Below are 24,332 nucleotides of genomic sequence, written 5' to 3'. Positions count from 1 at the left end.
GCAGCGCGGCAAGGACTTCGAGATGGACCAGAAAGTCGAAAACATCCCCTACGACGTCGAGGCGATCCGCCGCGACTTCCCGATCCTGTCGCGGCAAGTCTACGGCAAACCGCTGGTCTATCTCGACAATGGCGCCTCGGCGCAGAAGCCACAGGCGGTGCTCGACGCTATCCAGCACGCCTATTCCCAGGAATATGCCAACGTCCATCGTGGCCTGCATTTCCTGTCGAATGCCGCGACCGACGCCTATGAGAAGGCTCGCGAGACGGTGCGCCGTTTCCTCAATGCGCCGAGCACCGACAACATCGTCTTCACCTCGAACACCACGGCGGCGATCAACACGGTCGCCTATGGTTTCGGGATGCCGAATATCGGCGAAGGCGACGAGATCGTGCTGTCGATCATGGAGCACCATTCCAACATCGTGCCGTGGCATTTCATCCGCGAGCGGCAGGGCGCGAAGCTGGTCTGGGTACCGGTCGACGATCTCGGCGTCTTCCACATCGAGGAATTCGAAATGCGGCTGACCGACCGGACAAAACTGGTCGCCATAACCCACATGTCGAATGCGCTGGGCACGGTGACGCCGATCAAGGAGATTGTGCGCATCGCGCATGCCCGGGGCATTCCGGTGCTGGTCGACGGCAGCCAGAGCGCCGTGCACATGCCGATCGACGTGCAGGACCTCGACTGCGATTTCTTCGTCTTCACCGGCCACAAGGTCTATGGCCCGTCGGGCATCGGCGTGCTCTATGGCAAGAAGGATATTCTGGAGCGCATGCGCCCGTTCATGGGCGGCGGCGAGATGATCGAGGAGGTGACGCAGGACATCGTCACCTACAACGACCCGCCGCACCGTTTCGAGGCCGGCACGCCGCCGATCGTGCAGGCAATCGGGCTTGGTGCCGCGCTGGAATACATGGAAAAGATCGGCCGCGAGCGCATCGCCGCGCACGAGGCCGATCTGAAGGATTATGCGCATCAAAAACTGCGCGCCATCAACTCGCTGCGCATCTTCGGCGATGCGCCCGGCAAGGGCGCCATCATCTCGTTCGAGCTGCAGGGCATCCACGCCCATGACGTGTCGATGGTCATCGACCGGCAGGGCGTGGCGGTGCGCGCCGGCACGCATTGCGCCCAGCCGCTGTTGAAACGCTTCGGCGTAACATCCACATGCAGGGCGTCGTTCGGCATGTATAATACCAGGGCCGAAGTCGATGCTTTGGCCGATGCGCTGGAAAAAGCGCGCAAGTTCTTCGGGTGACGATCATGGATGATGCCGGCCATACCGCCGAGACCACTTCCGAAACGGCCACCAATGCGGTGGTCTCCGGATCGGCCATTCCGGCCGAAGAATTGGCGCGGCTGACCGACGACATCGTCTCGGCGCTGAAGACGGTCTACGACCCGGAAATCCCGGCCGACATCTACGAGCTCGGCCTGGTCTACAAGATCGACATCGAGGACGACCGCTCGGTCAAGATCGACATGACACTGACCGCGCCGGGCTGCCCGGTGGCCGGCGAAATGCCGGGCTGGGTGGAGAATGCCGTCGGCGCCGTCGAAGGCGTCTCCGGCGTCGAGGTCAACATGACCTTCGACCCACCATGGTCGCCCGACCGCATGTCGGAAGAGGCGCAGGTGGCGGTTGGCTGGTACTAGCATCCGACCAGCCAGAGGCTGGCGCACTTGCGCCGGATACAAAACTTCACCATTTTAGGTGAGGAATCATTCGGCAGGCCTTAAACCCGCGCGAACGTGGAGAATGAAATGGGACGCTTTGCCGTCATCACGATGACCGAAAAGGCTGCCGACCGGGTGCGCGAGATCGTCGCGACCCGTGAGAATGCGCATGGCATTCGCCTTGGCATCAAGAAGGGCGGCTGCGCCGGCATGGAATATACGGTCGATCTGGTGACCAAGCCCAACACCAAGGACGACCACATCGAGCGCGACGGCGCCCATGTCTATGTCGCGCCGGAGGCGGCACTTTTCCTGTTCGGCACCGAGATGGATTTCGAGCAGACGACGCTGCGCACCGGCTTCACCTTCCGCAATCCGAACCAGAGCTCGGCCTGCGGCTGCGGCGAATCGGTCGATTTGAAGCCGGCTGATCTGAAGGCACTGGCCGAAGCACGCGCTTCGGCCTGAGGCTTTCCTTCTCCCCGTCACTATACGGGGAGAAGGTGGCCCGAAGGGCCGGATGAGGGGCAGAGCCTGCTCTCGCAAGTTCGCGCCGCCCCTCATCTGCCTGCCGGCATCTTCTCCCCGTATAGCGACGGGGAGAAGAACGCTAATCCACCCACATCCCCGTTCGCTTGTGCCAGTCGGCGATCGACTCCTCCGGGTAGACATCGAAAACCTTGTCGCCCTTGCCGATATCCGGCTCGACCCAATTCGCCTTGTATTTCAGCATCAGATGCACCTTCTCCGGCGGTTTCGGCAGGTCTGTGTCGACAGCCGAGGCGAACGGATGCACCAGCTCCGGCCAGGTCGGATCGTAGAGCCAGAGTGCCGTCCCGCATTTCGTGCAGAAGTTCCGCTCGCCCGTCGAGATCTCGCGTTGCGGGTGCTCGTCGTCCTCGATCTCGGCACGGAAGACGCCGAGATGGCGCTTGCCCTGGATTTTCAGCGTCTCGTAATCGGCGCCGAGATTGATGGCAAAACCGCCGCCGCCCTGCTGCTTGCGGCAGATCGAGCAGTAGCACAGCATGAACGGCACCGGCGTGTGGCTTTCCACCTCGAAACGCACGGCATTGCACCGGCAGGACCCTTTGAGCAGAAGCGGCATGAGAAACTCCGACGAAAGTGATTTGCACTTTGTCAGGATGGCGCCGGTTGCGGCGATGACAAGGGGAAATCCGGGTGACATGATCGCCGCATGGACAACGAGCGCATAGAAGAGCTTTTCGAAGGCCTCGGCCCGGTCAGCATCCGCAAGCTGTTCGGCGGCAAGGGCATCTATTTCGACGGCGTCATCGTCGCCATCGTCATCCGTGGCGAATTGATGCTGAAGGCCGACGCCGAAAGCGCGCCCGATTTCGAAGCGGCCGGCTGCCGGCAATGGACCTATACCGGCTCGCGCCACGGCAAGCTCGTGTCGATGCCCTATTGGAGCGTTCCCGACAGCGCGTTCGACGATCCCGACGAGATGGCGATCTGGGCGCGTCGCGCCTACGAGGCAGGACGGCGCGCCGGCAAATAGGCTGCGTCATGCTTCGGCAATTCCGGGCCGCATTTCACGCCAGGTCCCGCGCCTCGGGCACGAGCGCCAGCGCTTCGGCAAAGCCAGCGCTGGTGAAGGCGGCACTCTCGACGACGAGCATCGCTGCGGCAATGCCTTCGCGCAGTGCCGCGCGCAGCGTCAGGCCGCGCAGCAGGGCAGCGATCGTGGCGCCTGCCAATGCGTCGCCGGCGCCGGCAGCATCGGTCCGCTTTTGCAGCGGCGGTGGCGAGATCGAGAACGCGCTCAATTCGTCGAAACCGAGCACTGGTTCGTCGCCGGCGGTGATCACGCCGCTTTTCAGCCCGGCGCGTCTCAGGCCGTCGACGATGCCTTGATCGATTTGGACGCCGGCGAGCACGCCGGCCTCGTGCCGGTTCATGAAGGCCATCGCCAGACGGTCGAGCACCGGCGTCAGCCGCGCCGCTTTGTTGGGCGAGACCGCAAGCGCAAACACCGGCTTGCCGGCGGCGAGTGCCGCCAGCCGCTCCAGCGCGGTCGACGGCAAGTTGGCGTCGCACAGCACCGCGTCGGCCGAACCGATCGCTTCCCGCACCTTGGCACGGCGGATCTGCTTGGGAAGCGCCAGCTCGTAGAGCACCATGTCGGCAAGGCCGGCGATCAGCCCGCCGTCGCTGTCGATCAGCATCGTATGGCTTGGCGTTGCTCGGTCGAGGAACACCGCCGACAGGTCGGCAACGCCGGCCTCGGTGACGGCGCGTAAAACCGTGTCGCCAAGGGCATCGCCGCCGCGCACCGAAAGCAGCGAGGCCGAGACGCCGCGTCGCACCGCACAGCGCAAGGCGTTGAAGACGGCACCGCCGACATGCTCGCGCATCGTGCCGGGGTTGGAAGCGGCCGGCACGAAGGCGCCGGCAACCCGGCCGCGCCGCTCGATATAGGCGCCGCCCACGGCCAGGATCGTCGGGGATTTGATCATGCCGTCAAAATGCCCTTTAGCTGTTGCCCGGGGGAGACTAGGTCGCCGGGCGGAACCCTGCAATCGCGGGTCCGATTCGGTTGGTGACGGCAACGGCGCCGCATGCGAGGCGAGACACATCGGAAGCAATAATTGCGAAACAAAAATAGAACAAATAGGGATATGCGTTATTTTTCAAACCCTTGGTGCTCATTGACAAATGAGAACAAATGAGGTACATTCTTTTAAGGATTGCGGGATTGTCCGGCCTCCATTGACGACCACGGGGTGATGTATCATGGCTCAGAATTCTTTGCGGCTTGTAGAGGACAAAGCGGTGGACAAATCAAAGGCTCTGGATGCGGCGCTGTCGCAAATCGAGCGTGCCTTCGGCAAGGGCTCGATCATGCGGCTCGGCGCGAACGAGCAGGTCGTCGAGATCGAAACGGTGCCGACCGGCTCGCTTGGGCTGGACATCGCGCTTGGCGTCGGCGGCCTGCCGCGCGGCCGCATCGTCGAGATCTACGGGCCGGAAAGCTCGGGCAAGACGACGCTGGCGCTGCACACGGTGGCCGAAGCCCAGAAGAAGGGCGGCATCTGCGCCTTCGTCGATGCCGAGCACGCGCTCGACCCGGTCTATGCCCGCAAGCTCGGCGTCGATCTCGAAAACCTGCTGATCTCGCAGCCCGATACCGGCGAGCAGGCGCTGGAGATCTGCGACACGCTGGTGCGCTCCGGCGCCATCGACGTGCTGGTGGTCGATTCGGTGGCGGCGTTGACGCCGCGGGCGGAAATCGAAGGCGAGATGGGCGATTCGCTGCCCGGCCTGCAGGCCCGCCTGATGAGCCAGGCACTGCGCAAGCTCACCGCCTCGATCTCGCGCTCCAACACCATGGTCATCTTCATCAACCAGATCCGCATGAAGATCGGCGTCATGTTTGGTTCGCCCGAGACGACGACCGGCGGCAATGCGTTGAAATTCTATGCCTCGGTCCGCCTCGACATCCGCCGCATCGGCTCGGTCAAGGATCGCGACGAGGTCGTCGGCAACCAGACCCGCGTCAAGGTCGTCAAGAACAAGCTGGCGCCGCCCTTCAAGGTGGTCGAGTTCGACATCATGTATGGCGAGGGCGTCTCCAAGACCGGCGAGCTGGTCGATCTCGGCGTCAAGGCGGGCGTGGTCGAAAAGTCGGGCGCCTGGTTCTCCTACAATTCGCAGCGTCTTGGCCAGGGCCGCGAAAACGCAAAACTGTTCCTGCGCGACAATCCCGACACGGCGCGCGAGATCGAGCTGGCGCTACGGCAGAATGCCGGACTGATCGCTGAGAAATTCCTTGAGAACGGCGGCTCCGAAAGCAGCGACGACGGTTTCGAGGACGACGCTGGGGTGATGTAGGGCAAGCGACGCCTCGCTGAGCCTCAGCCAGGTTTCGATTTGATGTTTTGATTTTGAGTTTGCGTAATCGATGCGTTTCGAACCGCCGGCCCAGGGCCGGCGGTTCGCGTTTGACGGCGAGGCAGACGCATTTCAAGGCGCTGGTGAACGCCGGGATTTGAGCCCATTTGGTGTTTCTGGACAGGCTGCGGTGCGACCGCTAAAAGGCCATGTCTATTTTCCGCCGGCATCCGGCGGTTCTCTCGAAAAGGCAGTATTCATGAGTGGCGTCAACGAGATCCGGTCGGCATTTCTCGACTATTTTCGCAAGGAAGGTCACGAGGTCGTCGCGTCAAGCCCGCTGGTGCCGCGCAACGACCCGACGCTGATGTTCACCAATGCCGGCATGGTGCAGTTCAAGAACGTTTTCACCGGTCTGGAGAAGCGGCCCTATTCGCGCGCCACGACCGCCCAGAAGAGTGTTCGCGCCGGCGGCAAGCACAACGACCTCGACAATGTCGGCTACACCGCGCGCCACCTGACCTTCTTCGAGATGCTCGGCAATTTCTCCTTCGGCGACTATTTCAAGGAGCGGGCCATAGAGCTTGCCTGGAACCTGATCACCAGGGAGTTCGGGCTGAAGAAGGACAAGCTGCTGGTCACCGTCTACCACACCGACGACGAGGCGGCTTCGTACTGGAAGAAGATCGCCGGCCTTTCGGACGATCGCATCATCCGCATCGCGACTTCGGACAACTTCTGGGCGATGGGTGACACCGGGCCTTGCGGGCCGTGTTCGGAGATATTCATCGACCGTGGCGAGCATATCTGGGGCGGCCCTCCCGGCAGCCCCGAGGAGGATGGCGACCGTTTCCTTGAATTCTGGAACCTGGTGTTCATGCAGTACGAACAGGTGACGAAGGAAGAGCGCGTCGACCTGCCGCGTCCGTCGATCGACACAGGCATGGGCCTCGAGCGCATGGCTTCCATCCTGCAAGGCGTTGAAAGCGTCTTCGAAACCGACCTGTTCCGCCACCTGATCGACGCTGCGTCGTCGGCGCTTGGCAAAGGTCCGGATGCGGGCACCGTCGCATCGTTCCGTGTCATCGCCGACCATTTGCGTTCGTCCTGCTTCCTGGTCGCCGACGGCGTGCTGCCGTCCAACGAAGGACGCGGCTACGTGCTTCGTCGCATCATGCGCCGCGCCATGCGCCACGCGCAGTTGCTCGGCGCCCGCGATCCGCTGATGTGGCGCCTGGTGCCGGCACTGGTCCGCGAGATGGGCCAAGCCTACCCGGAACTGGTGCGCGGCGAACAGATGATCACCGAAACGCTGAAGCTTGAGGAAACTCGTTTCCGCAAGACGCTGGTGCGCGGCTTGGGCTTGCTTTCCGAGGCGACGGAAAAGCTGGCCTCCGGCGACATGCTGGATGGCGAGACAGCGTTCAAGCTCTACGACACCTATGGCTTTCCGCTCGATCTGACGCAGGATGCGCTGCGCCAGCGCAACATCTCGGTCAACCTTGCCGGCTTCACCGAGGCGATGGAGCGGCAGAAGGCGGAGGCGCGCAAAAGCTGGGCTGGTTCCGGTGAGGCCGCAACCGAGACGATATGGTTCGCGGTGCGTGAGGAGACCGGCGCCACCGAATTCCTGGGCTATGAGACCGAGCAGGCCGAAGGCCTCGTCCAGGCGCTGGTCAAGGACGGCAAGACCGTGGAAAGCGCCGGCAAAGGCGACGCCGTTGCCGTGGTTGTCAACCAGACGCCGTTCTATGGCGAGTCCGGTGGCCAGATGGGCGATACCGGCGTCATTTCAGGCGACGGGTTCTCGATCGAGATATCCGATACCCAGAAGAAGGCCGATGGGCTTTTCGTCCATCTCGGCAAGGTGGCTACCGGCACGGTCAAGACGGGCGCGACCGTCGAGCTGAAGGTGGACCACGCGCGTCGCACCAGGCTGCGCGCGAACCATTCCGCCACGCATCTGATCCATGAGGCGCTGCGCGAGGTGCTGGGTACCCATGTGGCGCAGAAGGGCTCGCTGGTCGCGCCCGAGCGTCTGCGCTTCGACATTTCGCACAACAAGCCGATCTCGCCTGACGAGCTCGAAGAGGTCGAGCGCATGGCAAACGAGATCGTCGTTCAGAACGGCCCTGTAACCACGCGGCTGATGTCTGTCGACGACGCCATTGCCGAAGGCGCCATGGCGCTGTTTGGCGAGAAATATGGCGATGAAGTGCGCGTCGTTTCGATGGGCACGGGCTTGCATGGCGCCAAGGCCAACCGGCCTTACTCGGTCGAGCTATGCGGCGGCACCCATGTCAGGGCGACCGGCGATATCGGCCTGGTGCGCATCGTGTCCGACAGCGCGGTCGCTGCCGGCGTGCGCCGCATCGAGGCGTTGACCGGCGAGGCGGCCAGAAAGCATCTCGACGAACAGGACAAGCGGTTGAAGGCGGCCGCCGCCGCGTTGAAGATTTCGCCGGCCGATGTGCCGGCCCGCGTCGAGGCGCTGCTGGACGAACGCAAGAAGCTCGAAAAGGAGCTGATCGAGGCGCGCAAGAAGCTGGCGCTGGGCGATCGCTCGCCAGCCGGTGTGCCTGCGGAAAACGAAACCATTGCCGGTGTCGGTTTTCTCGGCAAGGCGGTATCGGGCGTCTCGCCAAAGGATCTTAAGCCGTTGGCCGATGCCGGCAAGAAGTCGCTCGGCTCCGGCATCGTCGTCTTTGTCGGCGCCGGCGAGGACAACAAGGCGAGCGTCGTCGTCGCCGTCACCGATGATCTGACCGGCCGCTTCAACGCCATCGATCTGGTGCGCGTCGCGTCCGCGGCATTGGGCGGGCAAGGCGGCGGCGGGCGACCCGATATGGCCCAGGCCGGCGGCCCGGACGGCTCGAAGGCCGAAGACGCGATCGCTGCGGTGAAAGCGGCTCTCGAAGCGGCGTGAACCTACACCGGGGGCGGCACGGCCGAAATGGCGCGCCGCCCAGCGGATATCTTTGAGGGCCGATATGCCGACGCTGACGATGTATCAGGTCGATGCCTTTGCCGAACGGGCCTTCCAGGGTAACCCTGCCGCCGTTCTCCTTTTAGAGGAATGGCTGTCGGAGCAGGTAATGCAGGCCATCGCCAACGAAAACAATCTTGCTGAAACCGCGTTTGTGCGGCCGAATGGCAAAGGTTGGGATTTGCGCTGGTTCACGCCGGTCCATGAAGTCGACTTCTGCGGCCACGCCACTCTTGCGGCAGCCCATGTGCTGGCTACGGAATACAATGGTCAGGGCGAAATGGCCTTCGCCACCCGGGTCGGCGAGCTGCGGGTTTCCCGGTGGGAAGGGGGCTATCAGCTCGATCTGCCTTGTTTTCCGCCGCAGCCCGTCGAGGAAGAGCTGAACTCGGCGCTGCAAGCGATATTGCCTCAGCGGCCGGTTGCGAGCTTCCGCAATTTCGAGAACCTGTTTGTCGAGCTTGCCGACGAGACAACCGTGCGATCTTTCGTTCCCGATCTGCTCAGGATCGGACGTTTTCATCCTCTCGGCCTGGTCATTACCGCGCCTGGGCGAGCCCACGATTTCGTCTCCCGTTACTTCGTGCCCGGGGCGGGCATTCCCGAGGATCCGGTTACCGGCTCCATTCATGCGACGCTGGTGCCTTACTGGGCTGAAAAACTCGGCAAGACGCATCTGTCGGCATTCCAATGCTCGCAGCGCGGCGGGCATTTGCTATGCGAACTGGCCGGAGATCGCGTGCTGATCACAGGCCGTGCGAAGACCTTCATGAAGGCGGAGATCTACCTTCCCGATTGAGCGGCTTGGCTCCGGTTTCTCGCCCCCACGAAGTGGGGGAGAGGTGGCCGCGAAGCGGCCGGAGAGGGGGCCTGCGCAATCAAAAGGCGCTTTAGGAATGCGCCGATTTCCCCTCTCCGTCTCGGCTTCGCCGAGCCAGCTCTCCCCGCAAGCGAGGCGAGGAACCCAGGTCGTGCGAAGTTGCCGCGCCTCGCGGCGGTTTCACCCTGCCTTTTCGGTTTTCGCAAAACTCGCGCGTTGAGTGATGCGCACATACCAATCCCGGATCTCGGCAAACTCGGCCAGCAGGGCTTGTCCCTCGGCGACCTTGATGAAATAGCCGATGATCGGTGCGGCGTGCAGGTCGGCCAGCGTCAGGTCCGTTCCCAACAGCCAAGGCCCTTCGGCTTTCAGCGAGGAGAGCGCCTGCAATGCCGTTCTCGCCTGCCGCAACCCGTTGGCGATCACGGCTTCGTCGGGCGGCGTTTTTTCCAGCCGCTCGACAGCGACATCCCAGACCATGGCCCTGTAGGCGTAGGCGTCGAGCAGGCCGGTGATCTGGTTCAGGCGTGCTCGAGGCCGGGCTTCGACCGGTTGCAGCGCCGGGCCGCCAAAGGCTTCGTCGACATAACGGGCAATCGCGCCGGTCTCGTAGAGGCGAAAGCCGTCATGCTCGAAGGCCGGGATGCGGCCGAACGGCTGGTGGTCGAAATACCAGCCGGGAATGCCGTCCGCGGCAAAGATGTCGACGGGCACGAGCTCGTAGCCGACGCCCTTTTCCTCCAGCACCAGCCGCACGATGCGCACATAGACGCTGTAGTCCGCGCCGTAGACGACGGGCTTGCCCATGCCGGTTGGGCTCAGGCCATCGCTTTCTGCAAATTCTCGTCGATCTTGTCGAGGAAGCCGGTGGTCGAAAGCCATGGCTGGTCGGGGCCGATCAGCAGCGACAGGTCCTTGGTCATGAAGCCGGACTCGACCGTCTGGATGCAGACCCTTTCCAGCGTCTCGGCAAAGCGCCTCAGTTCGGCATTGTCGTCGAGCTTGGCGCGGTGCGCGAGGCCGCGCGTCCAGGCAAAGATCGAGGCGATCGAATTGGTCGAGGTCTCCTCGCCCTTCTGGTGCTGGCGATAGTGGCGGGTAACGGTGCCGTGTGCGGCTTCCGCCTCGACGGTCTTGCCGTCCGGCGTCATCAGCACCGAGGTCATCAGGCCGAGCGAGCCGAAGCCTTGCGCCACCGTGTCGGACTGCACGTCGCCGTCATAATTCTTGCAGGCCCAGACATAGCCACCCGACCATTTCAGGCTGGAGGCCACCATGTCGTCGATCAGCCGGTGCTCGTACCAGAGCTTCTTCGCTTTGAATTCTGTTTCGAACTCCGCCTCGTAGACCTCCTGGAAGATGTCCTTGAAGCGGCCGTCATAGGCTTTGAGGATGGTGTTCTTGGTCGAGAGGTAGACGGGGTAATTGCGCAGCAGGCCGTAGTTCAGGGAGGCGCGGGCGAATTCGCGGATCGATTCGTCGAGATTGTACATGGCCATGGCGACGCCGGCGCCGGGTGCGTCGAAGACGTCGTGCTCGATCACCTGGCCGTCCTCGCCGACGAATTTGATCGTCAGCTTGCCCTTGCCGGGGAAGCGGAAGTCGGTGGCGCGGTACTGGTCGCCGAAGGCGTGGCGGCCGACGATGATCGGCTTGGTCCAGCCGGGCACCAGCCGCGGCACGTTCTTCATGATGATCGGCTCGCGAAAGATGGTGCCGCCGAGGATGTTGCGGATGGTGCCGTTCGGCGACTTCCACATCTTCTTCAGCTTGAATTCCTCGACGCGCTGCTCGTCGGGCGTGATCGTCGCGCATTTCACGCCGACGCCGTATTTCTTGATGGCGTTGGCGGAATCGATGGTCACCTGGTCGTTGGTGGCGTCGCGGTGCTCGATGCCGAGGTCGTAATATTCGAGCTTGAGGTCGAGATAAGGGTGGATCAGCTTGTCCTTGATGAACTGCCAGATGATGCGGGTCATCTCGTCGCCGTCGAGTTCGACGACCGGGTTCGCCACCTTGATCTTCGCCATGGAAAGAATGCCTCGCTTTTGGGGAACGGAACGGCCTTGCCCGCACGGCTGCCGGCCCTGGGATGCGGCCCGTATATCAAAGGCTTTTTGGCCGCGCAAACGGCGAACCGCGCCGTAGTGCCGGCATTCCTTGCGAAAGCTTCATTTTCGTCGCCAAATGTGGCAGGGGACTGCGAAATGCCGCAAACAGCAGTTCACTGACAACCATGGCCGCTACCCAGGATCCCGACACCCCTCTTGCCTCCGGAACTCCAGCGTCCGGACCGGCGATCATCCTGGTCGAGCCGCAGCTCGGCGAGAATATCGGCATGGTTGCACGCGCCATGGCCAATTTCGGCCTTTCCGAGCTGCGGCTCGTCAATCCGCGCGACGGCTGGCCGAGCGAGAAGGCGCGTGCCGCCGCAAGCCGCGCCGACCACGTCATCGATGCCGTCACGGTGTTCGATGACCTCGCCTCGGCAGTCGCCGATCTGAATTTCGTCTTCGCCACCACGGCGCGCGCGCGCGACAATTTCAAGCCGGTGCGCGGTCCGGTCGAGGCGGGCAGGGCGCTGCGCGCGCGGCAGCGGGCCGGCCAGCGCACCGGCATCCTGTTCGGTCGCGAGCGCTTCGGCCTCTATAATGACGAGGTCGGCCTTGCCGACGAGATCGTCACCTTCCCCGTCGATCCAGCCTTCTCCTCGCTCAACATCGCCCAGGCGGCCCTGCTGATGTCCTATGAATGGATGAAGTCCGGCCTGGAAGACGAGACCAGGACCAACTTCTCCGGCCCCGAAATGCCACCGGCTGCCAAGGAAGAATTGCACGGCCTGTTTGCGTATCTGGAAGGTGCACTGGAGGCGCGCGGCTATTTCCGCCCGGCAGCGAAGAAGCCGAAGATGGTCGACAATTTGCGCGCTGTGCTGACCCGCCCCGGCTTTGCCGAGCCGGAGCTCAAGGTGCTGCGCGGCATAATATCATCGCTGGACAGGTTCTCGCCGGCCATGCCGCGCGGCGACGGATCGCCCGGCGACGATCCAAGGCGGCTCCCGGCGGCGGCCCGGCGCGCTGGTAAGGCGACAGACAAAGACTAGGTGTTTGTTCCCAACGGGAGCGCATAAAAAGCAATTGCCATTGACTGCCAAGGCGGGTGTGCTTCTTCTGCTGGCGACGCCCTTAATCAGTGAGAGAGATCGTGCCCAGAGCTATCTTGCCCGCGTTTGTCTTATTCTGTCTGTTATCTGAAATGTCTGCGGCGTCGGAATTTGAAAAGCCATCGAGCACACTTCCCGCACAGCAAGCCATTGAAAGATTGTTACCCAATTCCGTGCTCCGCGTCGGAATGCCTAGACAGGAACTGGAGGAAGTTATCAGGTCACGCTATCCCGATTGGGAGCGTTCGGAAAAGAAACGAGCGCTCAACAACCGCAAGGACATGTCACTTTCACTGGAGGCTCGCTCTGCATATTTGCAGACCATCTCAATATCTCACGAAGAGAAAGAGCAGAACCTGATATTCAGATATAGGTTTGCGTTGACGTCGCCGCTAACCGGCAGCCACGTCTACTCGATAGTATACGGAGTCGAGTCAAATACCTCGAACCTGATTTCAATAGACGACTGGGCCAACGGTTTGCATTCAAGATGGGGCGATGAGCATGGTGGCACGCGATCTGATGCGAAGGCACGTGCGACGTATTTCTTCGACACGGAATGGCGCTTAGTTGAGAATGCTGGGAACAAGTGCGCCCCGATATATCCGGCACTCTATCGCCTAGATGAAAAAACCGTCGGTGCGATAGCTGCGGTATCAAGCCTTCTGGACGCAACGGGATGCACATTCAGTCGAGACAGCATTTTAGAGATCAAAGAAGGCGCAGTCGTTCAATCGACCTTCTACACCGTCGATTTTAGGCTTCAGGTGAACGACGTTTTGAAGCGGGTAGCATTTGGGCTTCAGTGAACAAAGCCGACTTTGTCAACGGCCCTAAGCTTCGAATCCCGCCACCTCACCAGTAACCGAATGTTATTCGATATGATCCATTGTCCGGCGAACGATGGGTCCTCGGATGTTCAATTCAAATATCGGGCGTCTTCGCTTTTTCTTCTATTCTGCGGCCTTGCTGGTTGCGGAAATCGTGACCTTTGTGCTGTGCGTCGTGCTGACCATCGGCATCGAGGGTTTGGCCAATTCGAAGCCCGGACCTTCCAGGGAAGGGCTGGCCGCGGCTGTTCTCGTTACCTCGCTGGTGATTGTTCTGTTCCGCGCGAATTTCGCCTGGCGTCGAAGCCGCGACGCGCAAGGGTCGGGTTGGATCCTTTGGTCGTATATCGTGTTCTCGACGCTGTTCGCGATCCTGCAGGCCGGCACTGTTCTTGTCGTAAAATTCGACGGCGAAGATTCGCATTCCGGCCTTAACCTGCTGGGATTGGCTCTTGTCGGGCTGTGGGCCGTCATCTTGGCGGGCAAGCCGGCGGGCGGTGGCTCTGCGGATATGGCGTCATCCCTGAGTTTCGACGATTTCGACCCGCCCGGGCCGCTGCGCGGCGCCGCCGCGCTCCATTCAGCGTCAGCCGCCGGCGCGACGGCCCTGGCTCCAGCCTACGCCACGCGGGCCGCGCCGGTGCCGTCGAACCACCCTGCATCTCAACCTGCATCTCCGGCGAACGGCCGGCCGCGGCCCGGCGGCTTCGGCAAGCGCGGCCTTGTGTGACCGGCTCGCCGCATCAAGGCCATGATGGTTCCACATAGAAGCGGCCGGGATAAAGCATCATTGGCCGAAGCAGAAAGCATCGGCCGGGCCTCCCTCGTGATCTCGTTTGTGATTCCCAGCCCTTAGTGACTCAATGACAATGACCGATCCATCGAGCGCCCGTCCGATCCTGATGTTCGATTCCGGCATTGGCGGCCTCACCGTGCTGCGTGAGGCGCGTGTCTTGATGCCTGATCGCCGCTTCATCTATGTCGCCGACGACGCGGCGTTCCCCTTCGGCGGCTGGGAGGAGCCGGCGCTGAGAACACATATCCTGGAGTTGTTCGCCAGGCTGCTCGACCGGTTTTCGCCGGCTATCTCGGTCATCGCCTGCAACACCGCCTCGACACTGGTCATCGATGCCTTGCGCGAGAGGTTTCCCGGCCACCCTTTCGTCGGCACCGTGCCGGCCATCAAGCCGGCGGCGGAACGCACGCGCTCAGGCCTGGTTTCGGTGCTGGCTACGCCCGGCACCGTCAAGCGCCAGTACACGCGCGACCTGATCAGCAAATGGGCGCAGAAATGCCATGTCCGCCTGGTCGGCAGCGACAGGCTGGCGGGATTGGCCGAAGCCTATATGCGCGATGGCTTTGTCGACGAGGACGCCGTGCGCGCCGAGATCGCGCCGTGCTTCGTCGAGCATGACGGGCTGCGCACCGACATCGTCGTGCTTGCCTGCACCCATTATCCGTTTTTGGCCAACCGCATGCGCAAGACAGCACCGTGGCCGGTCGACTGGCTCGACCCGGCCGAGGCGATCGCACGCCGCGCGCTGTCGCTGCTTGCCGATACCGAGGCCCGCTATCGCAGAGAGGCACTGCCGGAAGGCGCCGACCTTGCATTCTTCACCTCGAACAGCGCCGATTTTCCGACGCGCCGGCTGATGCAGGGATTTGGCCTGGCGATATCCTGACCGCAGGCAATTTTCGCTTTGGGAACATCACACCGGACAATGCGTTTTCCCCTCATTGGAAACAGGAGAAACCATCATGCCAGCCACCTCAAAAGCCCAGCAGAAAGCGGCCGGCGCGGCATTGTCAGCCAAGCGCGGCGAGACCAAGAAGGGCGCGCTCAAAGGCGCGTCGAAGGGAATGTATAAATCCATGAGCGAAAAACAGCTCGAGGAATTCGCCGAGACCAAGCGCAAGGGCCTGCCGGAAAAGAAGTCGAAACACTGATCGACTGGCCATTCTGACGGCGGATGCCGGTCAATAAAAGGCCCGCGGCTGAGCCGCGGGCCATGAAGTCTCAACGGGCGAGGACGAAAATTACCAGTTCCAGCCCCACCCGCAGCGCCGCACTTTGTAGCGGATCACCTTGCGATGACCGTGGCGCCACACCACCTTCTTCTTGACCACGATGCGGCAGACCTGGTGATGCCTGTGCCCATGCCAATGCCGGGCCTGCGCCGGCTCGGGCGCGACCGCCATCGTGCCGGCCATCACCGCGGCTCCTACCAACGTAAGGAAGAACTTCTTCATGCGAATTCCAGCTCCTCTGACTTCAGTCCCTTCCTGATGCCGCTGGCGCAACCTCCCGCCACATCCGGCACGTTCTACAACCGTAACACTATCCGGTTCGGCGATTCGCGCCAGCCGGAAGCTTGACAGCGGTTAAATCTCCGTTTAACCAGCCCACCAACACCGGGCCGCAATGCCCGGTGGTTTTCTTTATGTGTGCGAGACGTTTGGGAAGCCGGTTTTACTTTCCCTATGTCTTGTTTGAAATGACGTGTCCCGTGGGTTTTCCGTCGCGTTGCGTGGAAAACCCTGTCAGGTCTCGAAAACGGAGGCCAGAGGAGGGCGCGTTTCCTTCACCCGGACCATGAGGTTCCGGGTGCATTGTTTTGAAAGGGAATGCGATGAGCAAGCGCGAATCCGCGAAGTACAAGATCGACCGCCGTCTTGGCGAAAACATCTGGGGCCGCCCGAAGTCCCCGGTCAACAAGCGTGAATACGGCCCCGGCCAGCATGGCCAGCGCCGCAAGGGCAAGCTTTCCGATTTCGGCCTGCAGCTGCGCGCCAAGCAGAAGCTGAAGGGCCACTATGGCGACGTGTCGGAAAAGCAGTTCCGCAAGGTCTATGAAGAGGCGGACCGCCGCAAGGGCGACACCTCGGAGAACCTGATCGGCCTGCTCGAATCGCGCCTCGACGCAGTCGTCTATCGCGCCAAGTTCGTGCCGACCATCTTTGCGGCGCGCCAGTTCGTCAATCATGGCCACGTCAACGTCAACGGCAAGCGCGTCAACATCGGCTCGTACCGCTGCAAGCCGGGCGATGTCATCGAAGTGCGCGAGAAGTCGAAGCAGCTGGTCATCGTGCTGGAATCGGTGGGCCTGGCCGAGCGCGACGTGCCCGACTACATCGAGGCCGACCACAACAAGATGACCGCGGCTTTCACGCGCATCCCCGGCCTGGCGGACGTTCCGTTTGCCGTGCAGATGGAACCGAACCTGGTCGTCGAATTCTATTCGCGCTGATCGGCGCGTTCGTCGCGATACAATCGAAGGCCGCCCGTCGAGGCGGCCTTTTCTTTTTTCGTTTCCTTTTCCGCGGCGTGATTCCGAAATCGATTTCGGTTTTCGGTCCGATGCGCTACTGCGGGCGGCAACAGGATCTTGGGGCCGACGCGCCATGAATATGCTGCCAGACGCCGAAACACTCGAACCGGTCGCCGATACCGAAGGCGGCTTTCATCCGCTGTTTGCCGATGTGCCGTCCTCCGTCGAGTTCAACAAGCTGCGCAAGCGGCTGTTGCGGCTTGCCCGCCAGGCGATCGACGATTTCTCCATGGTGAGGCCCGGCGACCGCTGGCTGGTCGCTCTGTCGGGCGGCAAGGATTCCTACGGCCTGCTTGCCGTGCTGCTCGATCTCAAATGGCGCGGGCTGCTGCCGGTCGAGCTGTTGGCCTGCAATCTCGACCAGGGCCAGCCGAACTTTCCCAAGCACATATTGCCCGATTATCTCGACAGCCATGCCATTCCGCATCGCATCGAATATCAGGACACCTATTCGGTGGTCACCGACAAGCTGGCCGAGGGCAGCACCTATTGCTCGCTGTGCTCGCGGCTACGGCGCGGCCATCTCTATCGCATTGCCCGCGAGGAGGGCTGCTCGGCGCTGGTGCTCGGTCATCACCGCGAGGACATACTGGAAACCTTCTTCATGAACCTGTTCCATGGCGGACGCCTCGCCGCCATGCCGCCGAAGCTGCTCAACGACGAAGGCGATGTCATGGTGCTGCGGCCGCTCGCCTATTGTGCGGAAGCCGATCTAGAGAAATTCGCCGGCGCCATGAAGTTCCCGATCATTCCGTGCGATCTGTGCGGTAGCCAGGAAGGCCTGCAGCGCAACGCCATGAAGGCGATGCTCGACGACATCGAGAAGCGCATGCCCGGCCGCAAGGACACGATGATCCGCGCCATGACCAATGTGCGGCGTTCGCATCTGCTCGACAGGAAACTGTTCGATTTCGCCGCCCTCAACGAAACCCTCACCACCAGGCGTCCCGATGACATTTGACGACAGCGCGATCGACTGGCTTGCCGACCTTCTGTCGGAAGCCGCCGTCGCCGAGATCATGCCGCGCTTTCGCCGGTTGAGCGAGGGCGACGTCCGTCGCAAGACCTCGGCCGCCGATCTCGTCACCGAGGCCGACGTCAATGCCGAACGGCTCATCACCGCCAGGCTGCGCCAGCGTTATCCCCACGCAATGATCGTCGGCGAGGAGGCCTGCTCCGACGACCCGACGCTGCTCGACGGTCTCGGCGATGCCGAACTCGCCTTCGTCATCGACCCGGTCGACGGCACCTTCAACTTCGCCTCCGGCGTGCCGCTTTTCGGCGTCATGCTTGGCGTCGTGATCAAGGGCGAGACGGTCGCCGGCATCATTCACGATCCCGTCGGCAAGGATTGGCTGATCGGCGTTAGTGGCGCCGGCAGCCATATCCGCCATGCCCATGGCAATCTGGAAAAGGTCCATGTCGCCAAACCGGCGCCGATGTCGGAAATGACCGGTGCGGTCTCATGGCACTATGTGCCCGAGCCGGACCGCTCACGTTTGGCGCGCAACCAGACCAAGTCGCTATCGCAGTTCAATTATCGCTGCGCCGCCCACGAATACCGCCTGCTGGCCAGCGGCCACGGCCATTTCGTCGTCTACAACAAGCTGATGCCTTGGGACCACCTGGCCGGCGTGCTGATCCATGCGGAGGCCGGCGGCCATGCCGCGCGCTTCGACGGCAGCGCCTATCTGCCGTCGCATGTCGGGGGTGGCCTGCTGGTCGCGCCGGACCGGGAGAGCTGGCGGGAGCTGCGCCGCGAGCTCTGGGCAGAATAGCTCTTCGCTGCCAAAGTTGTCCAATCTTGTGCGAAACCGGAGATCTCGAATGAAACCTCGGTCCGCAATTGTTGCAACGGCCTTTGCCCTTGCCTTGGTTGCCGGTGTCAATGAAGCAAGCGCTGGGGAACGCGCATGTCGCAGTCCCGACTCCGTCGACACCATAGACGAGATGTTCTCCGCGATCTTCGCCTGTTGGAAGCCGCCGCGCGGAACCGCGGGCATGACCCTGACGCTGCAGTTCTCAATTCGCCGAAACGGCACGCTTATCGGCAAGCCGCGCGCCACCTACTCCCATCTAGGGGACGATGGTCCGCTCAATCGGGCCTTCGTGGCTTCCGTCCTCGAGGCGCTCGACAAGGCTCTTCCACTGCCCGTTTCGGACAGTATGGGTGGAGCAATCGCAGGACGTACGCTGTTCCCCCGCTTCACCGCGGTCAGTGAGGGTGCATCCTAGGCGCACGCGCAATGTGCATTAAACCGGCGGGTTATGCGGCTGGAACAGTCTGCCGCGCTCGGCCAGCAGGATCATCAGCAGCGCCGCCACCGACACGCTGCAGAACCCGGCGGCCAGCGGCGTCACCGTGCCGTTGAAGGCTTGGCCGATCAGCGTGCCGAGAATGCCGCCAAGAAATGTCTGCATGAACCCAAGGATCGACGACGCAGTGCCGGCCAGGTGCCCCAGCGGCTCCATGGCGAGCGCGTTGAAGTTCGCGCCGAGCGCGCCGAACGGGACCATGGCGCAGGCAAAGAAGGTAATGAAGAGCCAGAGCGGCATCTTTATTTCGATGGAAACGACCAGCCAGGCAAGGCTGATGGCCAGAAACAGCAGCAGTGCGCTTTGCGACAGACGGCGCATGCCGATGCGGCCGACGAGGCGCGAATTGAGGTAGTTCGAAAAAGCAAGCACGCCGGCAACCCCCGCGAAGATGACCGGGAACATCTCGCCGACATTGAACACGCTGACATAGATCTGCTGGGCCGAGGCGATGAAGCCGAACATGGCGCCGAAGATGAAGGTGCTGGCGAAGGCGTAGCAGAGCGCGATGCGGTTGGTGAGAACGATGCGGAAGCCGCCGATGATGGAGGATACCGTGAGCGGCCGGCGATATTCGGGGTGTAGTGTCTCGGGCAGGCGCAGCAGCGACCAGGCGGACACGATCAGCGCGCCGGCTGCCATGGTGACGAAGATAACATGCCAGGTCGCAAACAGCATGATGAACTGGCCGATACCGGGCGCCACCACCGGAATGGCCATGAACACCATGAAGATCAAGGACATGACTTCGGCCATGCGCCTTCCGTCGAACGTATCGCGCACGATCGAGACGGCAATGACGCGCGTCGCCGCCGCACCGATGCCTTGCACGGCCCGGCATAGCAGAAGCGTGGTGAATGACGGGGCGATTGCCGCAGCGCCGGCCGCCACGACGTAGATCACCAGCCCTGCGACAAGCGGCGCGCGGCGCCCGAAGCGGTCCGAGATCGGCCCGAAGAACAGCTGTCCGCCGCCAAAGCCAAGGATATAGGCGGTGACCACATATTGCCGGTGGTTTTCATTTTCGATGCCAAGCGAAGCGCCGATCTGCTGCAGCGCCGGCAAAATAATGTCGATGGCCAGCGAATTGAGCGCCATCAGCGCCGCGCACAGCGCAATGAATTCCCAGCGCGGAATGGGCAAGGTGCTTGCCTTTTGCTGCGCTTGTGCTTGCTGATCCACGGCCAGTCCGATCCTCAAACGAAAATGCGCCGGCTGGCCGACGCATCCATTCGTTGATTGCCCGATAGCGGACAGAACTTTTTGCCAAGGTGGGGGCTGCCCTGGCGCTTAGCGCATGACCCCCGAAAATCGCAGGCGGAAGGTCATCCGCAGAAACACAAGTCAGGCGGCGCCTTTGACGCTGACGCCCTTTTCGACGAGGAAGGTCTGCAATTCGCCCGCCTGGAACATCTCGCGGATGATGTCGCAGCCGCCGACGAACTCGCCCTTGACGTAGAGCTGCGGGATGGTCGGCCAGTTGGAATAGTCCTTGATGCCTTGCCGCAGTTCGGCCGACGTCAGCACGTCGACGCCCTTATAGTCGGCGCCGATATAGTCGAGGATCTGCACGACCTGGCCGGAAAATCCGCATTGCGGGAAGCCGGGCGTGCCCTTCATGAAGAGAACGACGTCGTTGCCCTTCACTTCATTGTCGATGTAGTCGTTGATGCCGCTCATGGAATACCCTTTCATGCCTGTGGGAGTCAGGCTCGAACATTACCCTTCAAATAAACCCATGGGTTGCGCGAAACAAGATGTTTGCCGCCTTGCCATGCAAATGGCGCAAAGGAACGTCTGATCTTGGGCCAAGAGCGTTGGCCACCATCTTTCCCGAGGCGCGATGAAAAGACGATATCTCGCCGGGATCCTCCTCGCCGTTCTGCTCGCCGCACTGTCCTTGATCTGGTGGGCCAGGTCGCCGAGACAACCACCCCTCGTTGTCGGCGGTGAATTGCCGGCGCCGTGCCGCGACGCGAGCTTCGAGGCGGTCGCCTATGTCGTCTGCGAAATCGATCTGCGCCACTATGACATCGGTGTGTTCCACGCAGGCTTTGACGGCAAGGCTTTCGGTTCACTGGACAAATTCGACAAGGCGATGGCGGATCAGGGCCGGCCGGTGCTGCTCGCCATGAACGCCGGCATGTATCACCAAGACCTGACTCCGGTCGGCCTTCTCGTCGAAGACGGCCGGGAGAAGGCGACGATCAACGTCGCCGACAGCGAAGGCAATTTCTTCCTGAAACCGAACGGCGTCTTCCTGGTCCGGAAGGACGGCAAGGCGGCGGTCATGGAGACAAGCGCCTATGCCGCCGCCAGGCCGGACGTGATGTTTGCCACGCAATCCGGCCCGATGCTGGTGATCGACGGCCGGCTTCATCCCCGCTTCGAGCAAAACGGCACATCGCGCTATATCCGCAATGGCGTCGGCGTGCGTGACGAAAACACCGTCGTGCTGGCGATCTCACGCTCTGAAGTCAGCCTCGGCAGCTTCGCACGGCTGTTTCGAGATGCGCTCAATTGTCCCAACGCGCTTTTCTTCGACGGGGTCGTTTCGGCGCTGTCGAACGGCGAGCGGATGATTGTTGGTGGAAACTATCCGGCGGGGCCGATCATTGCCGTGACCGGTAAGAAGCTTGCGAGCCGGTAACTGCAAGAGAGCTCACTCCGGCACGCTGGTCTGCAGGGCAAGCGCGTGCAGTAAGCCGCCCATGTTGCCCTTCAGCGCGTCATAGACCATCTGGTGCTGCTGGACGCGGCTTTTGCCGCGAAAGCTTTCGGCCACCACCTCAGCCGCATAATGGTCGCCGTCGCCGGCCAGGTCGCGAATCGTCACCTTGGCGTCCGGAATGCCTTCCTTGATCAGCCGTTCGATGTCGTGGGCGTCCATTGCCATGTGAGGATTCCTTGTTCAGGTCGTGATCTCATAGATATGGTCGAAATGGCGGATGAACCACAGCGAAACGGCCCCTCTCGATCACATCACGGGTCCACGACCTCATTTGCCATGAAGCGAGGGAACCAGGATTCGTGGGCGGCGGTCAATTCGCTGACCGGTATCGCACGCGCCTCGCCGAGCTTCAATTCGCTGCCGCCGGTCGAGCCGATCCACGGTGCAAAAATGCCGAGCCGGCTTTGCTGTTCGCGTATGACGTCCCACCCCTCGCTCTGCGGATCGATCGACAGCGTCAGCAGATAGCGGCCCTGATCCTCGCCGAACCAGACCGGGATCGGATCTGTACCGATCAGGCCGGGGATGGTCGCACCGATGCCTGAGGCCATCGCCATCTCGGCCAGCGCCACCGCGATCCCGCCGTCGGAAACGTCATGCGCCGCGGTAACGACACCGGAGCCGATCAGCGCCCGCACATGGTCGCCGACCCGCTTCTCGTGGTCGAGATCGACCGGCGGCGGCGGGCCGTCGGCGCGGCCATGAATGTCGCGCATATAGGCGGACTGGCCAAGATGCGTGCCCCACATGCTCGGCGCGCCGACCAGCACGATCATCTGGCCTTCGGCGGCAAAGCCGATCCGCACCATTTTCGACCAGTCGGCAATCAGCCCGACGCCGCCAATGGTCGGTGTCGGCAGGATGCCTTGGCCGTTGGTCTCATTGTAGAGCGAGACGTTGCCGGAGACGATCGGGAAGCCAAGCGCCCGGCAGGCATCGCCGATGCCTTTCACGGCACCAACCAGCTGGCCCATGATCTCCGGCCGTTCCGGATTGCCGAAATTGAGGTTGTCGGTGGCCGCGAGCGGCAGGGCACCGGTGGCGGTAAGATTGCGCCAGCATTCGGCGACCGCCTGCTTGCCTCCCTCGTAGGGATCGGCCTCGCAATAGCGCGGCGTCACGTCGGAGGAGAAGGCGAGCGCCTTGGTCGGATGACCGTCGACGCGCACGACGCCGGCATCGCCGCCGGGAAGCTGCAACGAATTGCCCTGGATCAGCGTATCGTACTGCTCCCACACCCAGCGGCGCGAGGACAGGTCCGGTCCGCCCAGCAGCTTGAGCAGTGCCTCGGCCACGTCGGCTTGCGGTGCATCGCCATCCAGCGGCGCCGGCTTCTTCGGCTCGACCCAGGGACGGTCATATTCCGGCGCCTGGTCGCCGAGATCCTTGATCGGCAGATTGGCAACCTCGTCGCCCTGATGCAGCACGCGAAAGCGCAGATCGTCGGTGGTCTTGCCGACGATGGCAAAGTCGAGGCCCCATTTGTGGAAGATCGCCTCGGCCTGTTTTTCCTTTTCGGGGCGCAGCACCATCAGCATGCGCTCCTGGCTCTCCGAAAGCATCATCTCATAGGCGCTCATGCGCTCTTCACGCACCGGCACCTTGTCGAGATCCAGCTCGATGCCGAGGTCGCCCTTGGCGCCCATCTCGACCGCCGAGCAAGTGAGGCCGGCGGCACCCATGTCCTGGATGGCGATAACGGCGCCGGACGCCATCAGTTCGAGGCAGGCTTCGAGCAGGCATTTTTCGGTGAACGGGTCGCCAACCTGCACGGTGGGGCGCTTCTCGTCGATCTTGTCGTCGAACTCAGCCGAGGCCATGGTAGCGCCCCCGACACCATCGCGCCCGGTCTTGGCGCCGAGATAGACGACCGGCAGGCCGACGCCCTTGGCCTCGGACAGAAAGATTGCGTCTGTTTTCGCGAGGCCCGCGGCAAACGCATTGACCAGGATATTGCCGTTGTAGCGGGCGTCGAAATTGACCTCACCGCCGACCGTCGGCACGCCGAAGGAATTGCCATAGCCGCCGACGCCGGAAACGACACCGGCAACGAGGTGCCTGGTTTTGGGATGGTCCGGCGCGCCGAAGCGCAGCGCGTTCATCGCCGCGATCGGCCGCGCGCCCATGGTGAAGACATCGCGCAGGATGCCGCCGACGCCGGTCGCAGCTCCCTGATAGGGCTCGATATAGGAGGGGTGGTTATGGCTCTCCATCTTGAAGACGACGCAGTCGCCGTCGCCGATGTCGACCACGCCGGCATTCTCGCCCGGGCCCTGGATGACTTGCGGCCCGGTGGTCGGCAGCGTGCGCAGCCACTTCTTCGAGGATTTGTAGGAACAATGCTCGTTCCACATCGCCGAAAAAATACCAAGTTCGGTAAAGCTCGGTTCGCGCCCGACGAGGTCGAGGATGCGCTGGTACTCGTCGGGCTTCAGCCCGTGCGCGGCAATGAGTTCAGGAGTGATCGGCACGGAATTGGAAATGGTCATGATCGGCAATTGTGTCCTTGGGATCGAGTCCCGTCTTATCGCAAGCGTTGCAGCCGATACACCCCGTTGGATGACTAAAACGATGGAAAGCAACAGCTGACCGCAAGTAGCGAAAGATCGCCACTCGACC

26 protein-coding genes are annotated in these 24,332 nt (G+C 62.4%); 17 read left to right on the top strand and 9 right to left on the bottom strand.

Annotated elements, in window-relative coordinates; genetic code table 11:
- Window positions 1–22 precede the first annotated feature (22 nt).
- The 3 genes from NKH16_RS03365 (at window position 23) to sufA (ending at window position 2,151) form a co-directional block, all read left to right on the top strand.
- Entirely contained in the window at window positions 23–1,264 is a 1,242-nt protein-coding gene (locus NKH16_RS03365; RefSeq protein WP_023674689.1) for a cysteine desulfurase, read from the top strand.
- Between the two features lie 5 nt (window positions 1,265–1,269).
- Window positions 1,270–1,662 (top strand): SUF system Fe-S cluster assembly protein, encoded by a 393-nt coding sequence (locus tag NKH16_RS03360; RefSeq protein WP_023674690.1) that lies wholly within the window; start codon window positions 1,270–1,272, stop codon window positions 1,660–1,662.
- A 108-nt stretch (window positions 1,663–1,770) separates the two neighbouring features.
- Window positions 1,771–2,151: a Fe-S cluster assembly scaffold SufA gene (gene sufA / locus NKH16_RS03355; protein WP_352449379.1), complete on the top strand. Its 381-nt coding sequence runs from the start codon at window positions 1,771–1,773 to the stop codon at window positions 2,149–2,151.
- 142 nt (window positions 2,152–2,293) lie between these two features.
- Here the strand turns inward: sufA and NKH16_RS03350 are convergent, their stop codons facing one another.
- On the bottom strand, window positions 2,294–2,791 hold the full coding sequence (locus tag NKH16_RS03350; protein ID WP_352745708.1) for a GFA family protein: 498 nt from the start codon (window positions 2,789–2,791) through the stop codon (window positions 2,294–2,296).
- Window positions 2,792–2,881: 90 nt separating this feature from the next.
- Between NKH16_RS03350 and NKH16_RS03345 the strand changes: the two genes are divergently transcribed.
- Complete coding sequence (locus tag NKH16_RS03345) at window positions 2,882–3,205, top strand: TfoX/Sxy family protein (protein WP_023717364.1); 324 nt, start codon at window positions 2,882–2,884, stop codon at window positions 3,203–3,205.
- 34 nt (window positions 3,206–3,239) lie between these two features.
- Here the strand turns inward: NKH16_RS03345 and NKH16_RS03340 are convergent, their stop codons facing one another.
- Window positions 3,240–4,163, bottom strand: a complete 924-nt coding sequence (locus tag NKH16_RS03340) for a PfkB family carbohydrate kinase (protein ID WP_352745706.1) — start codon at window positions 4,161–4,163, stop codon at window positions 3,240–3,242.
- 277 nt (window positions 4,164–4,440) lie between these two features.
- Between NKH16_RS03340 and recA the strand changes: the two genes are divergently transcribed.
- From recA to NKH16_RS03325, 3 genes are all read left to right on the top strand, one after another.
- Complete coding sequence (recA, locus tag NKH16_RS03335; RefSeq protein WP_023674696.1) at window positions 4,441–5,538, top strand: recombinase RecA; 1,098 nt, start codon at window positions 4,441–4,443, stop codon at window positions 5,536–5,538.
- 259 nt (window positions 5,539–5,797) lie between these two features.
- Window positions 5,798–8,464, top strand: a complete 2,667-nt coding sequence (alaS, locus tag NKH16_RS03330; RefSeq protein WP_352745703.1) for an alanine--tRNA ligase — start codon at window positions 5,798–5,800, stop codon at window positions 8,462–8,464.
- A 64-nt stretch (window positions 8,465–8,528) separates the two neighbouring features.
- The gene (locus NKH16_RS03325; protein ID WP_352745700.1) at window positions 8,529–9,323 is read left to right on the top strand and encodes a PhzF family phenazine biosynthesis protein; all 795 of its coding nucleotides are present in this window, start codon (window positions 8,529–8,531) and stop codon (window positions 9,321–9,323) included.
- Between the two features lie 201 nt (window positions 9,324–9,524).
- Here NKH16_RS03325 and NKH16_RS03320 read toward each other — a convergent pair whose 3' ends face one another.
- Together NKH16_RS03320 and NKH16_RS03315 are read right to left on the bottom strand one after the other, a co-directional pair.
- Entirely contained in the window at window positions 9,525–10,151 is a 627-nt protein-coding gene (locus NKH16_RS03320; protein ID WP_352898345.1) for a glutathione S-transferase family protein, read from the bottom strand.
- Window positions 10,152–10,162: 11 nt separating this feature from the next.
- Window positions 10,163–11,374 (bottom strand): NADP-dependent isocitrate dehydrogenase, encoded by a 1,212-nt coding sequence (locus NKH16_RS03315; RefSeq protein WP_352449387.1) that lies wholly within the window; start codon window positions 11,372–11,374, stop codon window positions 10,163–10,165.
- Between the two features lie 206 nt (window positions 11,375–11,580).
- Here NKH16_RS03315 and NKH16_RS03310 point away from each other — a divergent pair, with 206 nt between their 5' ends.
- The 5 genes from NKH16_RS03310 (at window position 11,581) to NKH16_RS03290 (ending at window position 15,284) form a co-directional block, all read left to right on the top strand.
- Window positions 11,581–12,447, top strand: a complete 867-nt coding sequence (locus tag NKH16_RS03310) for an RNA methyltransferase (protein WP_352745696.1) — start codon at window positions 11,581–11,583, stop codon at window positions 12,445–12,447.
- A 116-nt stretch (window positions 12,448–12,563) separates the two neighbouring features.
- Window positions 12,564–13,316: a hypothetical protein gene (locus NKH16_RS03305; RefSeq protein WP_352745694.1), complete on the top strand. Its 753-nt coding sequence runs from the start codon at window positions 12,564–12,566 to the stop codon at window positions 13,314–13,316.
- A gap of 94 nt (window positions 13,317–13,410) precedes the next feature.
- The gene (locus NKH16_RS03300) at window positions 13,411–14,067 is read left to right on the top strand and encodes a DUF805 domain-containing protein (protein WP_502902815.1); all 657 of its coding nucleotides are present in this window, start codon (window positions 13,411–13,413) and stop codon (window positions 14,065–14,067) included.
- Window positions 14,068–14,206: 139 nt separating this feature from the next.
- Complete coding sequence (murI, locus tag NKH16_RS03295; protein ID WP_352745689.1) at window positions 14,207–15,019, top strand: glutamate racemase; 813 nt, start codon at window positions 14,207–14,209, stop codon at window positions 15,017–15,019.
- A 76-nt stretch (window positions 15,020–15,095) separates the two neighbouring features.
- Window positions 15,096–15,284 (top strand): DUF3008 family protein, encoded by a 189-nt coding sequence (locus NKH16_RS03290; RefSeq protein ID WP_023674705.1) that lies wholly within the window; start codon window positions 15,096–15,098, stop codon window positions 15,282–15,284.
- 90 nt (window positions 15,285–15,374) lie between these two features.
- Here the strand turns inward: NKH16_RS03290 and NKH16_RS03285 are convergent, their stop codons facing one another.
- On the bottom strand, window positions 15,375–15,587 hold the full coding sequence (locus NKH16_RS03285) for a hypothetical protein (protein WP_023674706.1): 213 nt from the start codon (window positions 15,585–15,587) through the stop codon (window positions 15,375–15,377).
- Window positions 15,588–15,967: 380 nt separating this feature from the next.
- Between NKH16_RS03285 and rpsD the strand changes: the two genes are divergently transcribed.
- The 4 genes from rpsD (at window position 15,968) to NKH16_RS03265 (ending at window position 18,901) form a co-directional block, all read left to right on the top strand.
- The gene (gene rpsD / locus NKH16_RS03280) at window positions 15,968–16,585 is read left to right on the top strand and encodes a 30S ribosomal protein S4 (protein WP_023717376.1); all 618 of its coding nucleotides are present in this window, start codon (window positions 15,968–15,970) and stop codon (window positions 16,583–16,585) included.
- Between the two features lie 154 nt (window positions 16,586–16,739).
- Window positions 16,740–17,627, top strand: a complete 888-nt coding sequence (gene ttcA, locus NKH16_RS03275) for a tRNA 2-thiocytidine(32) synthetase TtcA (RefSeq protein ID WP_352702488.1) — start codon at window positions 16,740–16,742, stop codon at window positions 17,625–17,627.
- Entirely contained in the window at window positions 17,617–18,444 is an 828-nt protein-coding gene (locus tag NKH16_RS03270) for an inositol monophosphatase family protein (RefSeq protein WP_352492462.1), read from the top strand. Before ttcA ends, NKH16_RS03270 begins: the two co-directional genes overlap by 11 nt.
- Window positions 18,445–18,493: 49 nt before the next feature.
- Window positions 18,494–18,901: a UCP034077 family protein gene (locus NKH16_RS03265; protein ID WP_352474640.1), complete on the top strand. Its 408-nt coding sequence runs from the start codon at window positions 18,494–18,496 to the stop codon at window positions 18,899–18,901.
- 18 nt (window positions 18,902–18,919) lie between these two features.
- On the opposite strand, the gene NKH16_RS03260 is transcribed toward NKH16_RS03265, so the two are convergent.
- Both NKH16_RS03260 and grxD read right to left on the bottom strand, forming a co-directional pair.
- A complete protein-coding gene (locus NKH16_RS03260; protein ID WP_502902816.1) occupies window positions 18,920–20,119 on the bottom strand; it encodes a multidrug effflux MFS transporter in 1,200 nt (399 codons plus the stop codon).
- A gap of 207 nt (window positions 20,120–20,326) precedes the next feature.
- On the bottom strand, window positions 20,327–20,662 hold the full coding sequence (grxD, locus tag NKH16_RS03255; RefSeq protein WP_023674712.1) for a Grx4 family monothiol glutaredoxin: 336 nt from the start codon (window positions 20,660–20,662) through the stop codon (window positions 20,327–20,329).
- 163 nt (window positions 20,663–20,825) lie between these two features.
- Here grxD and NKH16_RS03250 point away from each other — a divergent pair, with 163 nt between their 5' ends.
- Window positions 20,826–21,632 (top strand): phosphodiester glycosidase family protein, encoded by an 807-nt coding sequence (locus tag NKH16_RS03250; protein ID WP_352745684.1) that lies wholly within the window; start codon window positions 20,826–20,828, stop codon window positions 21,630–21,632.
- Between the two features lie 12 nt (window positions 21,633–21,644).
- Here NKH16_RS03250 and NKH16_RS03245 read toward each other — a convergent pair whose 3' ends face one another.
- Window positions 21,645–21,878: a BolA/IbaG family iron-sulfur metabolism protein gene (locus NKH16_RS03245; protein ID WP_352745681.1), complete on the bottom strand. Its 234-nt coding sequence runs from the start codon at window positions 21,876–21,878 to the stop codon at window positions 21,645–21,647.
- Between the two features lie 86 nt (window positions 21,879–21,964).
- Window positions 21,965–24,202, bottom strand: a complete 2,238-nt coding sequence (purL, locus tag NKH16_RS03240) for a phosphoribosylformylglycinamidine synthase subunit PurL (protein ID WP_352745680.1) — start codon at window positions 24,200–24,202, stop codon at window positions 21,965–21,967.
- Between the last annotated feature and the right edge of the window lie 130 nt (window positions 24,203–24,332).

Origin of the sequence: Mesorhizobium sp. M1307, from assembly GCF_040318155.1 — a bacterium.
Classification (GTDB): domain Bacteria; phylum Pseudomonadota; class Alphaproteobacteria; order Rhizobiales; family Rhizobiaceae; genus Mesorhizobium.
This window is presented reverse-complemented; position numbering and strand designations above follow the sequence as displayed.